Origin of the sequence: Halolactibacillus halophilus (genome assembly GCF_900115605.1) — a bacterium.
Lineage (GTDB): Bacteria > Bacillota > Bacilli > Bacillales > Amphibacillaceae > Halolactibacillus > Halolactibacillus halophilus.
This window is the reverse complement of sequence record NZ_FOXC01000002.1, coordinates 118,293-132,081: the sequence shown is the minus strand read 5'-3', so window position 1 is coordinate 132,081 and position 13,789 is coordinate 118,293. Positions and strand designations below refer to the sequence as shown.

At 38.5% G+C, this 13,789-nt stretch carries 13 protein-coding genes; all 13 read left to right on the top strand.

From position 1 onward, the window contains the following. Window positions 1-103 precede the first annotated feature (103 nt). The 13 genes from BM098_RS01795 to fliF all read left to right on the top strand — a co-directional run bounded on the left by BM098_RS01795 (window position 104) and on the right by fliF (window position 13,783). Window positions 104-880, top strand: coding sequence for a ribonuclease HII (locus BM098_RS01795; protein ID WP_089829776.1), 777 nt, complete (start codon window positions 104-106; stop codon window positions 878-880). A gap of 23 nt (window positions 881-903) precedes the next feature. Continuing rightward, window positions 904-2,754: a hypothetical protein gene (locus tag BM098_RS01790; RefSeq protein ID WP_089829774.1), complete on the top strand. Its 1,851-nt coding sequence runs from the start codon at window positions 904-906 to the stop codon at window positions 2,752-2,754. Continuing rightward, entirely contained in the window at window positions 2,751-3,050 is a 300-nt protein-coding gene (locus tag BM098_RS01785) for an EscU/YscU/HrcU family type III secretion system export apparatus switch protein (RefSeq protein WP_089829772.1), read from the top strand. Before BM098_RS01790 ends, BM098_RS01785 begins: the two co-directional genes overlap by 4 nt. A gap of 174 nt (window positions 3,051-3,224) precedes the next feature. Next, window positions 3,225-4,130 carry a DNA-processing protein DprA gene (dprA, locus tag BM098_RS01780; protein WP_089829771.1) on the top strand — a complete coding sequence of 302 codons (906 nt, stop codon included), beginning with the start codon at window positions 3,225-3,227 and terminating at the stop codon, window positions 4,128-4,130. A 122-nt stretch (window positions 4,131-4,252) separates the two neighbouring features. Continuing rightward, window positions 4,253-6,331, top strand: a complete 2,079-nt coding sequence (gene topA, locus BM098_RS01775; RefSeq protein WP_089829769.1) for a type I DNA topoisomerase — start codon at window positions 4,253-4,255, stop codon at window positions 6,329-6,331. Between the two features lie 325 nt (window positions 6,332-6,656). Next, entirely contained in the window at window positions 6,657-7,562 is a 906-nt protein-coding gene (xerC, locus tag BM098_RS01770) for a tyrosine recombinase XerC (RefSeq protein ID WP_089829767.1), read from the top strand. Between the two features lie 13 nt (window positions 7,563-7,575). Next, the gene (gene hslV, locus BM098_RS01765; RefSeq protein WP_089829764.1) at window positions 7,576-8,121 is read left to right on the top strand and encodes an ATP-dependent protease subunit HslV; all 546 of its coding nucleotides are present in this window, start codon (window positions 7,576-7,578) and stop codon (window positions 8,119-8,121) included. A 15-nt stretch (window positions 8,122-8,136) separates the two neighbouring features. Next, window positions 8,137-9,516: an ATP-dependent protease ATPase subunit HslU gene (gene hslU, locus BM098_RS01760; protein WP_089829761.1), complete on the top strand. Its 1,380-nt coding sequence runs from the start codon at window positions 8,137-8,139 to the stop codon at window positions 9,514-9,516. 15 nt (window positions 9,517-9,531) lie between these two features. Beyond that, window positions 9,532-10,317 (top strand): GTP-sensing pleiotropic transcriptional regulator CodY, encoded by a 786-nt coding sequence (gene codY, locus BM098_RS01755; RefSeq protein WP_089829759.1) that lies wholly within the window; start codon window positions 9,532-9,534, stop codon window positions 10,315-10,317. A 651-nt stretch (window positions 10,318-10,968) separates the two neighbouring features. Then, window positions 10,969-11,361 (top strand): flagellar basal body rod protein FlgB, encoded by a 393-nt coding sequence (gene flgB, locus BM098_RS01750; protein ID WP_089829757.1) that lies wholly within the window; start codon window positions 10,969-10,971, stop codon window positions 11,359-11,361. A gap of 2 nt (window positions 11,362-11,363) precedes the next feature. After that, entirely contained in the window at window positions 11,364-11,819 is a 456-nt protein-coding gene (gene flgC / locus BM098_RS01745) for a flagellar basal body rod protein FlgC (RefSeq protein ID WP_089829754.1), read from the top strand. 18 nt (window positions 11,820-11,837) lie between these two features. Continuing rightward, the gene (gene fliE, locus BM098_RS01740; protein ID WP_089829752.1) at window positions 11,838-12,137 is read left to right on the top strand and encodes a flagellar hook-basal body complex protein FliE; all 300 of its coding nucleotides are present in this window, start codon (window positions 11,838-11,840) and stop codon (window positions 12,135-12,137) included. A gap of 35 nt (window positions 12,138-12,172) precedes the next feature. Continuing rightward, entirely contained in the window at window positions 12,173-13,783 is a 1,611-nt protein-coding gene (gene fliF, locus BM098_RS01735) for a flagellar basal-body MS-ring/collar protein FliF (protein ID WP_089829750.1), read from the top strand. Window positions 13,784-13,789 lie beyond the last annotated feature (6 nt).

Sequence of the window (13,789 nt, the reverse complement as noted above, 5' to 3'; positions counted from 1 at the left end):
TGCGTCTTTTGTCTATCACTCTTTAAGAAATAAAATCGTTCGAAAATCATATTCACATTTGATGGGTGGATACGATATAAACAGTAAGAGAGTAGGATGTAGAATGGAAAACTCAGCTTTACACAAGGAGTCAATTCGGTCGATCAAACAACTATTGAATGAAGCACTTGATCAAGATACGCTTAAAATACTTGAACAAGATGATAGGAAAGGGGTGAAAGACTTACTGACCCGATACTATAAACGAGAGAAAAAACAAGCCCAGTTAAAAAAAGATTATCAGCTAAAGTTTAAATACGAAAAAGTAGCAAGAGCGACAGGGTATCAGTGTATAGCAGGAGTAGATGAAGTTGGCCGTGGACCACTTGCTGGTCCTGTTATTGCAGCGGCTGTCATTCTACCAGAAACGTGTGATTTAATTGGCCTAACAGACTCAAAGCAGTTATCTGAATCAAAACGAGAGTATTTTTATCAAGCGATTCAACGAGAAGCGCTTGCGATAGGGATCGGCATCGTATCAGCTGAAATAATTGATGCGATTAACATTTTAGAAGCATCAAAGCAGGCGATGTTAGAGGCCATTGATTCATTGGAGTTGATGCCTGATTATCTGTTACTTGATGCGATTGAATTAAACACAGTTACGCCGCAACAATCTTTAATTAAAGGTGATATGAAAAGTATATCCATTGCAGCGGCGAGTGTCATCGCCAAAGTCACACGGGACCGTCTCATGTCCCGTTACGATACACAGTACCCGGGCTATGATTTTTTATCTAATCAAGGCTATGGAACAAAGAAGCACCTAGAAGGGTTAAAACAGCATGGCGTCACACCGATTCACCGTCGGTCATTTGCGCCAGTCAGAGCTCATTTATGAGCGTATAAAAGGATGGTGAGAGGATGCAAGTCCAAAGTCAATATAAATCCCAAGCGTTAAAACACCAACAAGCACAGACGAAGTTAGCCTTATCAAAGGGACAAATTGTTAAAGGTACCATTGAGCAATTGCATCCCGATCAGATGGCAACGATTAAAATGGGAAATCAAAGTGTAGCCGCAAAACTTGAGGTACCTGTGGAAAAGGGGCAAAGTTACGTGTTTGAAGTCACGTCTTCTGGTGAAATACCAGAACTGAAAATGATTGAACAACAAGTGGTAAAACAGGAGGCTTCACTCGGGGCGCTACTTAAAAATATGGGGGTACCTGTGACAAAAGAAGCAGAGCAACTGTTGCGACAACTTTTATCAGAGAATATTCCAGTAAAGCCTAGTCAGTTTAAAGCGGCATTAGCTATTTATAAAGCTCATCCAGAGCCTGAGATAAAAAACGTATTAATGAGTATGGTTAAACATCAGATCCCCCTCTCAAGTGAGACAGTCACATCGTTTGCGCGGGGATTGGCAGACTCGACGAGTTTACTTGTTGATCAATTGATGCAGACTTTAAATGAGCTTGTCCCTTCAGATAAATTGACACAGTTGATGCAGCAACTGTCTATGGTGAAAACACCTGTTGCATCACCTGATTCAGCCATTTTTGCTTTAACAGATACACAAATGGAACAAATTATGGCGTTATTCAATCAAAAAGGCATCCAATTGACTCAAGGAGCAGATGTACCGAACGCTTTGAAACAGTTACTTGAAAGTCAACTTGGTGTTAATGAACAGACAGCCCAACAGTTAAAACAATGGGTTGCTCTTGAGCGACTCCCGCTTAACCAACAAGAACGACTTATGTTTTTAAAGCAAAATCAGGCACAAATAAATACCGTTTTCCCTGATATCGATGGAGCTGATTTAGGCGCCCGGCAGTCAATCAGTAAAGAAATAATTCAAGCAGTAGTAAAAGCATCGAGTGAACAGGTCGCCTTAATTCAAAAATCACCATCAGAACAAATGGTAGGAATGGAGAAATTACACACATTTCTTAAAGAGCATCCTTCGCTGTTAGAAAAAGTGACCCGGCAGTTACCGGTTAATCAGCAACAAGGACTGCAACAGTTTATGGATCGTCCAACAGCTGGAACAGCTGGAAATATTAAAGCATTCTTAACCCAATTATTTGACCAACAACTAACACAAACAGATTTTAAAGCACTCACACCACTTGTAAAAGAAACAAACTTGCTTCAAACCCTACCTGTTGAACAACAATTTTTGGTGGGTGTAAAAGATTTTCTGTTGCAATCAGGTCTAACGTATGAACAACAATTACTCGATTCAACCGACATAAGTGTCACGTTAAAACAATTATTATTAGATGTTCAACAATCATCAGAAGTAAAATTGCCGGCCATTGATCAGCTGATTCAATCACTTACAGATCAACAGTTATCAATAGTAAGACAAGATGAGCATTTTATTCATTACGGTGTTGCCTTACCAATCACAACAGGGGAAGACCAAGAAGTGTATCTAGAAATGTATGGACAAAAAGAGACGTCAGGAGAACTTAATCCAGATTACTGTCATGTCGCTTTTTACCTTACACTTGGTTCACTTGGCGAAACCATTGTAGATATGGCGGTGCAAAATCGTACCATTCAAGTGACGGTCATTAATAATCAAGAAGTGGCTAACCTTTTAGAGCCGTTGAAACCGTCACTTAAAGATGGATTAGCTCGTCTTGATTATCACTTGACCTCGCTTCATCATCGTCCGTTTAAAGATAAGGAGCCGGTAGTTAACCATCATGATGTTTATAAGAAAGCTGCGACAGACCAAAAAAGGTGGGATATGCGCGCATGAATGATCAGAAAGAAAGATCGTACCATTTAAGAAAAGCGATGGCCCTGCGCTATGATGAAACAAAAGATTTAGCACCGGTTGTCTCGGCTAAAGGTCAAGGTTACGTTGCTAATGAAATTATTAAACGGGCTCACGAAGCTGGTGTGCCGATCCAGGAAGACAAAAGTTTGGTTGAAGTGCTGGGGCAACTTGAAGTGAATGAAGCCATACCAGAAGAGTTATACTTAGCGGTTGCTGAGGTGTTTGCCTTTATTTATCAAGTAGATAAATCCAGTGGGATAACAAAGAAAAAGTAAAAATAAATAATCAAGCCTAATGAAAGAGGGTTTTTATATAAAACGCCTCTTTTTTTTATTTTAAACACAACTTTTGCTAGTTTTTAATGAACTGTTGTCGATACGAATAAAGGATTCAATCGACAGTTAAAGGACGAGTGTTTTACAATAAAAGAAAACGGTTGGAGGTGCCCTGTGGAGAACCGAGAATATATCATTTATTTATATGAAGAAATCGGATTAACCAGGCGAAAACTAGCTAGACTGATGGCATTAAATCATGACGTTCTATCAGAATCCATTGTCCAGCAACACCCTGATATTTTAATGATCTTAAAGGTAAGAGAATGTCAGGATATTTCAAGTAAAATGAGGCAAGGATTTAAAGGTTTTGTTAAGGCATTAGCTTGTCGTAAATGTAAAACATGGACGATACTAGATGAGGATTACCCGGATATATTTCGGACGATTCCAGATCCCCCGGTCGTCTTATATGGATTGGGACAAGTGCACTTAGTGAATCAGACCAACAGGCTAAGTGTGATAGGCTCACGTGAGCCGACAATTCATACCGAAAAACGGATGCAACAGTTATTGTTGCCGGTAATAAAAGACTTCGTGATTGTTTCTGGAATGGCCAAGGGGACTGACGCTCTTGCCCATCACTTAGCCATAAAAGGTGGTGGAAAGACCATTGCTGTTATTGGTAGTGGTTTTTTGTACCCTTATCCCTATGAGAATCAAGCGTTATTTACTGAGCTTGCGCACCATCATTTAATCCTCTCAGAGTATCCACCAGACAAAAAACCTGCGCGGTTTCACTTCCCTGAACGGAATCGCTTGATTAGTGCTTTAAGCTTTGGGACGTTAATCATTGAAGCAAAACTTAAAAGTGGGACGATGATTACCGCCGATCAAGCGTTAGAACAAGGACGAGTTGTAATGGTAATGCCAGGCGATATTCTGAATCCAAATACAGCAGGTTGTCATGCCTTAATTCAACAAGGTGCAAAATTGGTACAAAATACCCAAGATATTGTTGAGGAATGGCTTGAGAATAAGCGTCATTGGCAAATAATTAACCAAAAATGCAAGGAATAATAAATAAAAATCTGCCTTTTTTTAATCGTTTAGTTGACAAATGCTAATCTTCTATTTAATAATAGTGGAGATTTCACAGATATTAAAAAAACTGAAAAACGAAACCTCTTGGAGGGGAAGAAATGGCAGATTATTTAGTAATAGTAGAGTCGCCTGCAAAGGCGAAAACAATCGAACGATATTTAGGTCGTAAATACAAAGTAAAAGCATCGATGGGACACGTCATTGATTTACCGAAGTCTCAAATGGGTGTGGATTATGAAAATGACTATAAACCGAAATACATTACCATTAGAGGTAAAGGACCGGTATTAAAAGAATTAAAAACAGCGGCAAAAAAAGCAAAGAAAGTCTATCTCGCAGCCGACCCCGACCGCGAAGGGGAAGCGATTGCTTGGCATTTAGCTCACGCTTTAAACATTGATGAAGACTCAGAGTGTCGGGTCGTTTTTAATGAAATTACTAAAGACGCGATCAAGGAATCATTTAAACAGCCGCGTTCAATTAATATGAACTTAGTAAACGCCCAACAAGGACGACGGATCTTAGACCGTCTCGTTGGATATAACATTAGTCCATTACTATGGAAGAAAGTTAAAAAGGGTTTAAGTGCTGGTCGCGTTCAATCGGTCGCAGTTAAAATGATTATTGACCGTGAGAATGAGATTAAAAACTTTGAACCGGAAGAATATTGGTCAATTGATGCAAAGTTTAATAAAGATAGTGACGTATTTGATGGACAATTTTATCGCGTCGATAATAAAAAAGTTAGCTTATCAACGAAAGATGATGTTGATCAAATTTTAGCGAAGATACCAGCAAAAGAATTTGATGTTGAATCGGTGAAAAAACGCGAACGTAAGCGTAACCCGTCACTTCCATTTACAACGTCATCGCTTCAACAAGAAGCGGCACGTAAATTAAACTTTAGAGCGCGTAAGACGATGATGCTCGCCCAACAGCTCTATGAAGGAATTGATTTAGGTAAAAAAGATGGCGGGATTACAGGTTTAATTACTTATATGCGTACCGACTCTACCCGATTATCTGAAACAGCACGTAATGAAGGGCAACAATATATTGAAGATAAGTACGGGAAAGCATTCTTAGGTGCCGATCGAAAGTCCAAAAGCAAACAAAAAACGCAAGATGCGCACGAAGCCGTGCGTCCAACCAGCGCTTTTCGTACGCCTGCTTCATTAAAGTCCGTACTATCTCGTGATCAATATCGCTTATATAAACTGATTTGGGAACGATTTACCGCTAGTTTAATGGCGCCAGCAGTTATGGATACAGTAACGGTAACATTAAACCAAAACGGTATTCAGTTTAGAGCAAACGGCTCACAAATTAAATTTAAAGGGTTTATGGAAGTATATGTCGAGGGAAACGATGACAATAAAAAAGATGAAGATCGTCTTTTACCGGAGCTAGAAGAAGGTATGACGGTAAAAGCTGAAAAAATTATACCGAATCAACACTTCACTCAGCCACCTCCGCGTTACACAGAAGCGCGCTTAGTAAAGACGATGGAGGAAAAAGGCATCGGTCGACCATCAACATTTGCGCCAACATTAGATACGATTCAAAAGCGTGGCTATGTCAGTCTTGATAATAAGCGCTTTGTACCAACAGAACTCGGTGGGATTGTGATGGACTTAATTGTTGAATTTTTCCCTGAAGTCATCGATATCGATTTCACTGCTCAAATGGAACATGACCTTGACCGAATCGAAGATGGCGACATCAAGTGGGTTAAAATAATTGATGATTTCTATCAAGGCTTTGAAAAACGTTTAACAAAAGCTGAAGCTGAAATGGAGAAAATTGAAATCAAAGATGAACCCGCTGGGGAAACGTGTGAAAAATGTGGATCCGAAATGGTCTTTAAAATGGGACGGTACGGGAAATTTATGGCTTGTTCAAACTTCCCAGAATGTCGAAACACAAAACCGATTCTTAAAGAGATTGGTGTTGCTTGTCCTAAATGTAAAAAGGGGCAAATCGTTGAACGCAAGTCTAAAAAGAAACGTACCTTTTATGGCTGCGACCAATATCCAGACTGTGATTTCTTATCATGGGATAAACCAATCGAACGACCTTGTCCAAAGTGTAATGAGATGTTAGTTGAAAAGAAAGTAAAAAAAGGAACACAAATTCAATGTTCAAGTTGTGATTACAAAGAAGAACAACAATCATAATTGGTAAAAGGGTACGCCTTGTTAGGCGTACCCTTTTACAATATCCACGTGCAAAGTATCGCATAGAGTTGTCGTCAGTAAAATCACAATCATTACAATTGGTCGATTTGTGTGAAAATTCATTGACAATCAAATTAAACAACTATATAATTATCCGTTGGTAAGTAAAAACACTTGACATGGTGAAATGAGATATGGGTTGTTGATAACATAAGTATCGAAATATTAGACGATTCAGATTGTTAAAGCAATTCGGTAAATTAGTTGCTAAAAGCGAGAGAATATGATACGTTTGATTTAATCGGTTAACTGGGAGGATGTTTTGATGCAAGCATTTTCAATCTACAAAGATCAATTCAAAATGTATTTGCAAATTGAGAAAAATGCATCCGACTACACGGTAAAGGAATACTTACATGATATTGATCAACTCTTTCTATTTATGCAAAAAGAACAGATCAATGAAATGAATGAAGTGGATGACGCATGTGTTCGTCTTTTTTTAATGGATTTATATGAACAATCACTATCACGCCGGACGGTTTCGAGAAAGTTATCAGCCATCCGAACGTTTTTTAAATTCATGGAAAGGGAAGGCTATGTATCGGATAATCCGTTTATCGGCACTCGATTACCAAAGCAAGACAAAAAGTTGCCAGATTTTTTATATCAAGAAGAGTTATCACAATTATTTGATGTAAGTGATTTAGGTGATCCGTTAGGGCAAAGGGACCAAGCTTTATTAGAAATATTGTATGCAACTGGCATGCGTGTGGCAGAGTGCGAAGGTTTAAGTCTTAAAGATCTGGACTTGTCACTTAATATCGTCAAAGTATTGGGTAAAGGGAATAAAGAGCGCTATATTCCCGTTGGTTCATACGCTGAGCAAGCATTGAATCGATATATTAATGAGGGTAGACGATCATTACAACAAAACAATGAGACAGAAGCACTTTTTTTAAATGCGAGGGGAAAATCGCTGACCGCAAGAGGGATGCGATTGATCCTTAATAAATTAACAGAAAAAGCCGCGTTAACAGTGCATGTACATCCACATATGTTGCGTCATACATTTGCAACACATTTATTAAATGAAGGTGCAGATTTGCGGAGTGTACAAGAACTGTTAGGACATGCACACCTTTCTTCAACACAGCTGTATACGCATGTGACGAAAGATCGGTTAAAAGACGTCTATGATCATAGTCATCCGCGAGCGAAGAAGAAATAAATGAGGTGAAAACATGCCAGTAGAGTTTCATGCGACCACAATATTTGCTGTCCGGCATGATGGACAATGTGCGATGAGTGGTGATGGTCAAGTGACAATGGGTAATGCTGTTGTTATGAAGCACAAGGCGAAAAAAGTCAGACGTTTATTTAACGGTAAAGTACTCGCCGGATTTGCCGGTTCTGTTGCTGATGCTTTTACGTTATTTGAGAAATTTGAAGCCAATTTAGATAAGTTTGATGGAAACTTAACACGGGCCGCTGTGGAATTAGCAAAAGAGTGGCGAAGTGATAAGGCGCTGAGACAGTTGGAAGCAATGTTAATCGTTATGAATAAAGAGACGATGCTACTTGTATCAGGAACGGGTGAGGTCATTGAACCGGATGATGACGTCCTGGCGATTGGGTCTGGAGGTAATTACGCACTTGCGAGTGGGCGTAGTTTGAAACGCTATGCTAAAGATTTAAGCGCAAGAGACATTGCCCAACACGCCTTGACAATTGCTGGTGAGATTTGTGTTTATACAAATGATCAAATCGTTATTGAAGAATTAGTGTAATAAAGAGGTGACAGAATGAAAAAAGAATACACACCGAAAGAAATTGTCAACGAACTTGACCACTATATTATAGGTCAAAATCAAGCTAAGCGTTCTGTTGCAATTGCTTTAAGAAATCGTTACCGCCGCATGCAGCTTACAACAGACTTAATTGATGAGGTGGCACCAAAAAATATTTTAATGATTGGACCAACGGGTGTCGGTAAAACAGAAATTGCCAGACGTTTAGCGAAGCTTGTTGGCGCACCGTTCATTAAAGTGGAAGCAACGAAGTTCACAGAAGTCGGTTATGTCGGTCGTGATGTTGAATCAATGATTCGTGATTTAGTGGAATCATCGATTCGTTTAGAAAAAGAAGCGCGTACTTTGCTCGTACAAGATGAGGCAGAAGCGCTTGCAAATGACCGTTTATTAGATTATTTAGCACCGACTGGTAAAAAGGGACAAAACACGATTAAAAATCCATTTGAAATGTTCTTTAATCAGCCAGATGAAACAGAAACAGACGATGAACCGACTGAAGATAAACAGCAAAAGCGTGATCAAATCAAACGGCAATTAGCTTTAGGTGAACGAGAAAATGACACTGTAACGATTGAAGTTGAAGAGCAACAACCGGGTATGTTTGATACTGGAAATAATCAAGGCATGGAGCAAATGCAAGATATGCTATCAAACATGATGCCGAAAAAAATGAAAAAGCGGAAACTTACAGTTACAGAAGCACGCGAAGTATTAAAGCAAGAGGAAGCTTTAAAGCTCATTGACCTAGATGATGTATATCAAACCGCGTGTGAGCGAGTTGAAAATGCAGGTATTGTCTTTATTGATGAGATTGATAAAGTGGCAGGTGGTCAGTCTTCAGGTGATGCCAACGTTTCACGTGAAGGTGTACAGCGTGATATTTTACCGATTATTGAAGGATCAACAGTTGTAACAAAGTATGGGCCAGTAAAAACGGATCATATATTGTTTATTGCTGCCGGTGCCTTTCATATGTCAAAGCCATCCGATTTGATTCCTGAGTTGCAAGGGCGGTTTCCGGTACGAGTAGAACTTGAAAAGCTAACGGTGAATGATTTTGTTGAAATTTTAACAGAACCTTCAAATGCTTTACTCAAGCAGTACCAAGCGCTGTTGAAAACTGAGGAAGTGACTGTCACATTTTCTGATGACGCCATCAAACGAATCGCTGAAGTAGCTTTTCATGTCAATCAAGAAACAGATAATATTGGGGCACGTCGATTGCATACAATATTAGAAAAGTTGCTAGAGGATTTATCATTTGAAGCAGATGCGATGGCTATGGTTGAAATTGAGATTACACCGCAATATGTCGATGATAAATTAGAAAAAATTGCAAAAGATAAAGACTTAAGTCAATATATTTTATAATAATGGAGGATCACTATGGAATTATTACAGCGCGCACGAAAAATTAATTCAATATTACAAGGAACAACAGGTAAGTCGGTGAACTTTAATGATGTAGCATCAACGCTACAAGAAATCATGAGCGCCAATATTTTTGTTGTTAGCCGTAAAGGTAAATTACTTGGGTTTTCAATTAATCAACAAATCGAAAATACACGTATGAAAGCGATGCTCGAAGAACGTCAATTCCCAGTGGAATACACGGAAAGTTTATTTAACCTTAAAGAAACGACGTCAAATATTGATATCGATAGTCCTTATACAGCTTTCCCAATTGAAAATAAGGATTTATTTAAAGGTGGTCTCACCACAATTGTACCGATTATTGGTGGGGGCGATCGCTTAGGTACTCTAATCTTAAGTCGCCTCAACACGGATTTTAATAATGATGATTTGCTATTAGCCGAATACGGCGCAACCGTTGTTGGAATGGAAATCTTACATGAAAAATCAGAAGAGATTGAACAAGAAGCGCGTTCCAAAGCTGTTGTGCAAATGGCAATCAGTTCATTATCATATAGCGAACTAGAAGCAATTGAACATATTTTTGCTGAGCTTGATGGAAAAGAAGGGCTACTCGTTGCTAGTAAAATTGCCGACCGGGTCGGCATTACTCGTTCAGTCATTGTCAATGCCCTGCGGAAATTAGAATCAGCTGGTGTGATTGAGTCACGTTCCTTAGGAATGAAAGGAACCTATATCAAAGTATTAAATGATAAGTTCTTAGTTGAATTACACAAATTAAAGTCTTCACAAAATTAATGTATTAATTGATTATGACAACAGAGAAGCTGTGCTTGAGATAACTTATCAAGCACAGCTTCTTTTTGTTTCAAAAAATATTGATGTCACCACTAGAGGATGAGTAATCATAGAATGGTGGCTTGACTGAAGCGATCATCTCAACCTAATTTTACAAGTCACTGTTCCATCTAAAGGTATAGGATATTAAACTCATTAGAAGGTTAATTTTTAGAAAAATATGAGAACCTTCGGCATAAAAAGTAAATATTGCATCCTTAATTTAACTTATTTTCGTAAAAAATAGTTGATTGAAGAAATATAATGCATGAGTTGAATAAAAATGATATGATAGACCTACATGTTAAAATCGCGGAAAAACATTTCCGTTTTAAGGAATATAAAAAAGGAATAGCTGTAATATTGCAAAAAAATACAGTTTCACACCCTTATAATGAGAAGTTAAAGAGTGATGAGATATAGATTAAGATACGGTGAGAAGAAAACGAAAAAAACAATGGTTCCATGGGCTTATATCTTGATAATTAACTAGGTAAAAATGAGCTTTATCTTAGTGTTTGGAAGACATTATCAAACATAGACAATCCCATTGTTTTCATCTACAATAACAAAAGGTTAGTATATAAAAGTACGTATAAGGAGAGGACTAAAATGACGTTTTTTAGTCGTACATTTGATTCACTGCAACAGGGTTTAGACTATGCAGCACTTAACAATAAAACAATCGCTAACAATATCGCTAATGTGGATACAGCGAATTACAAGGCAAGAGAAGTTGAGTTTAAATCAATCTTAGACAATGAATTAAAGACTAACATTGAAGCAAAAAGAACCCATGAAAAACATTTTACTTTTAATGAAGTAAGTAATCAGTTTAATGTAACAACGAATAAGGGGACATCTTATAACCACAATGGAAACAATGTCGATATTGATAAAGAGATGTCAAATTTGGCAACAAACCAGATTCATTACAATGCAATGATTGATCGGATGAACGGACAGTTTAATAATCTGCAGTCGGTCATTAGAGGAGGAAGCTAATTATGTCTATCTTTAATGGGATGAATATAAGTAGTTCAGCACTTACCGCTCAGCGGCTTAGGATGGATACCGTCTCTGCGAATATCGCTAATGCTGACTCTACGAGAGCACGGATAAATGAAGATGGCGAGTTTGAACCGTATCGACGGAAAATCGTTAATTTTCACAGTGATTCATCTAGCTTTAGAGATCAATTTTCTAAAATCAAAGGTGATGAGAATAAAAGTGTGAATGGTGTTAAAGTCGCAAGTATTACAGAAGATGATGCGCCGTTTGTGACGGTCTATAATCCAAATCATCCAGATGCGGATGAGGCGGGTTATGTCCAAATGCCCAATGTCGACCCACTACAAGAAATGGTAGACTTAATGAGTGCAACCCGCTCTTACGAAGCAAATGTTACCGCATTTAATGCGACAAAAGGGATGCTTATGAAAGCATTAGAAATTGGTAAGTAGTAAAGGAGGTTAATAATTATGATTCAAACGAACTTCATCCAACCTATGACAACTCCTACAATAAAGTCACAAGCAGGCACTGAATCAAAGGCTAATAGCGCAACATTCAAAAATATGTTGACAGATGCTTTAAATGATGTGAATCAATTACAACTCGATTCGCAAGCGAAAACGGAACAGTTAGTGAATGGTGAAATTAATGACCTTCACGATGTTATGATTACCGCTCAAAAAGCTTCGGTCGGACTTAATTTGGCTGTTGAAGTTCAGAGTAAGGTTATTACCGCTTATAATGAAATGATGCGGATGCAACTTTAATTTATAAGTGATTTTTATTGGTATGGAGGCGCAGAATGAAAGAGAAATTACAACAATTCAAAGAAACAATCGAAAACTTCTGGCGTCAACGTTCAAAGAAGCAACAAGGCTTGATAATTTCGTCAGTCGTCTTGTTTTTGATTATCGTCATTGGCGGAACAATATTCTTTTCGCGTACACCGATGGTGCAGCTTTATTCAGGTTTATCAGCAGAAGAAGCTGGGCAAGTGAAGGTAGAATTAGATACACGTGGAATTGAGCACGAAGTCCGTGATGGTGGAACAACCATTTATGTGCCCAAAGGTCAAGCGGAGGGTCTACTTGTAGAACTTGCTGCTCAAGGTATTCCAGACTCTGGTCAAATTGACTATGGGTTCTTTAGTGCGAATACTTCTTGGGGTGTGACGGATAATGAATTTGGCATGATTAAACTGGATGCGATGCAATCTGAGTTGGGGAATTTATTATCTGGATTTTCCGGTATCAATCAAGCAAATGTGATGATCAATTTACCAGAAGAATCCGTATTTATTACGGAACAGACAGATTCAACATCTGTCGCGATTAATTTAACCCTTGAGCCAGGGCATCAATTTAATAACGAACAAGTACGGGCACTTCATCACCTTGTTGAAAAAGCTGTTCCGAATCTTACTACTGATAATATCGTCATTATGGACCAATACTTTAACTATTATAATCTAGATAATGAAAATATTAATTCGACATCTGATGTTTTTGCTCAACAACAATCAATTAAAAAAGAAATTGAACGTGACTTGCAACAACGCGTGCAACAAATGTTGTCTGTCATGATTGGCCCAGAAAAAGTTATCGCAACCGTTACGGCGGACTTAGACTTCACGCAAGAAAATCGCGTGGAACAACTCGTAGAACCAGTCGATGAAGAGGCGATGAAAGGTATTCCGATCAGTTTAGAGACAATACGTGAGTCTTATGAAGGCGAAGGAGCACTTGATGAGGCAGCAGCTGGTACCGGTGAAGAGGATGTAACCGAATATCCTGTTGGTGATGGAAGTGGTGTTGGTGAATATGAATTGGAACAAGACACGATTAATTACGAATTTAACCGCATTCAAAGGGAAATTAGCGAAAGTCCTTACCGGCTAAGAGATTTAGGTATTCAAGTTGCGGTTGATAATACAAAAGTAACAACGGATGAAGAAGGTAACTTGGAATTATTATCAGCGGAAGAACAACAACAGGTGCAAGCAAGTGTGCAGTCAATCCTCGATTCAATTATTGCGACATCGATTGATGGTAATATCGCAGATATTAACCCGGCAGAGAAAACCTCAATTGTTTTTCAAACATTTAACGGTATTTCACGAGAAACCGATGAGGGAGGCTTTAACTTGCCAATCTGGGCTTATGTAGCGATTGGCGTTGTATTATTAGCACTTATTGCGGTTATCGTCATCTTACTACTTAGAAAATCTAAACAATCACCTGTTAGTGAAGAAGAGATGTATATGTCTGAAGCAGATAGAGTTACAGAAATACCAGGAATTGAGGAACCAGAAGATACAGAAAGCTCTATTAAACGTAAACAACTAGAGAAAATGGCGACAGAGAAACCGGATGATTTTGCGAAATTACTCCGCAGCTGGATTTCTGAGGATTAGGGGGAG

Excerpts from the sequence above, each read along its gene's own strand:
- BM098_RS01795 (WP_089829776.1), top strand. The coding sequence starts at position 104 with ATGGAAAACTCAGCTTTACACAAGGAGTCAATTCGGTCGATCAAACAA.
- BM098_RS01790 (WP_089829774.1), top strand. The coding sequence starts at position 904 with ATGCAAGTCCAAAGTCAATATAAATCCCAAGCGTTAAAACACCAACAA.
- BM098_RS01785 (WP_089829772.1), top strand. The coding sequence starts at position 2,751 with ATGAATGATCAGAAAGAAAGATCGTACCATTTAAGAAAAGCGATGGCC.
- topA (WP_089829769.1), top strand. The coding sequence starts at position 4,253 with ATGGCAGATTATTTAGTAATAGTAGAGTCGCCTGCAAAGGCGAAAACA.
- xerC (WP_089829767.1), top strand. The coding sequence starts at position 6,657 with ATGCAAGCATTTTCAATCTACAAAGATCAATTCAAAATGTATTTGCAA.
- hslV (WP_089829764.1), top strand. The coding sequence starts at position 7,576 with ATGCCAGTAGAGTTTCATGCGACCACAATATTTGCTGTCCGGCATGAT.
- hslU (WP_089829761.1), top strand. The coding sequence starts at position 8,137 with ATGAAAAAAGAATACACACCGAAAGAAATTGTCAACGAACTTGACCAC.
- codY (WP_089829759.1), top strand. The coding sequence starts at position 9,532 with ATGGAATTATTACAGCGCGCACGAAAAATTAATTCAATATTACAAGGA.
- flgB (WP_089829757.1), top strand. The coding sequence starts at position 10,969 with ATGACGTTTTTTAGTCGTACATTTGATTCACTGCAACAGGGTTTAGAC.
- flgC (WP_089829754.1), top strand. The coding sequence starts at position 11,364 with ATGTCTATCTTTAATGGGATGAATATAAGTAGTTCAGCACTTACCGCT.
- fliE (WP_089829752.1), top strand. The coding sequence starts at position 11,838 with ATGATTCAAACGAACTTCATCCAACCTATGACAACTCCTACAATAAAG.
- fliF (WP_089829750.1), top strand. The coding sequence starts at position 12,173 with ATGAAAGAGAAATTACAACAATTCAAAGAAACAATCGAAAACTTCTGG.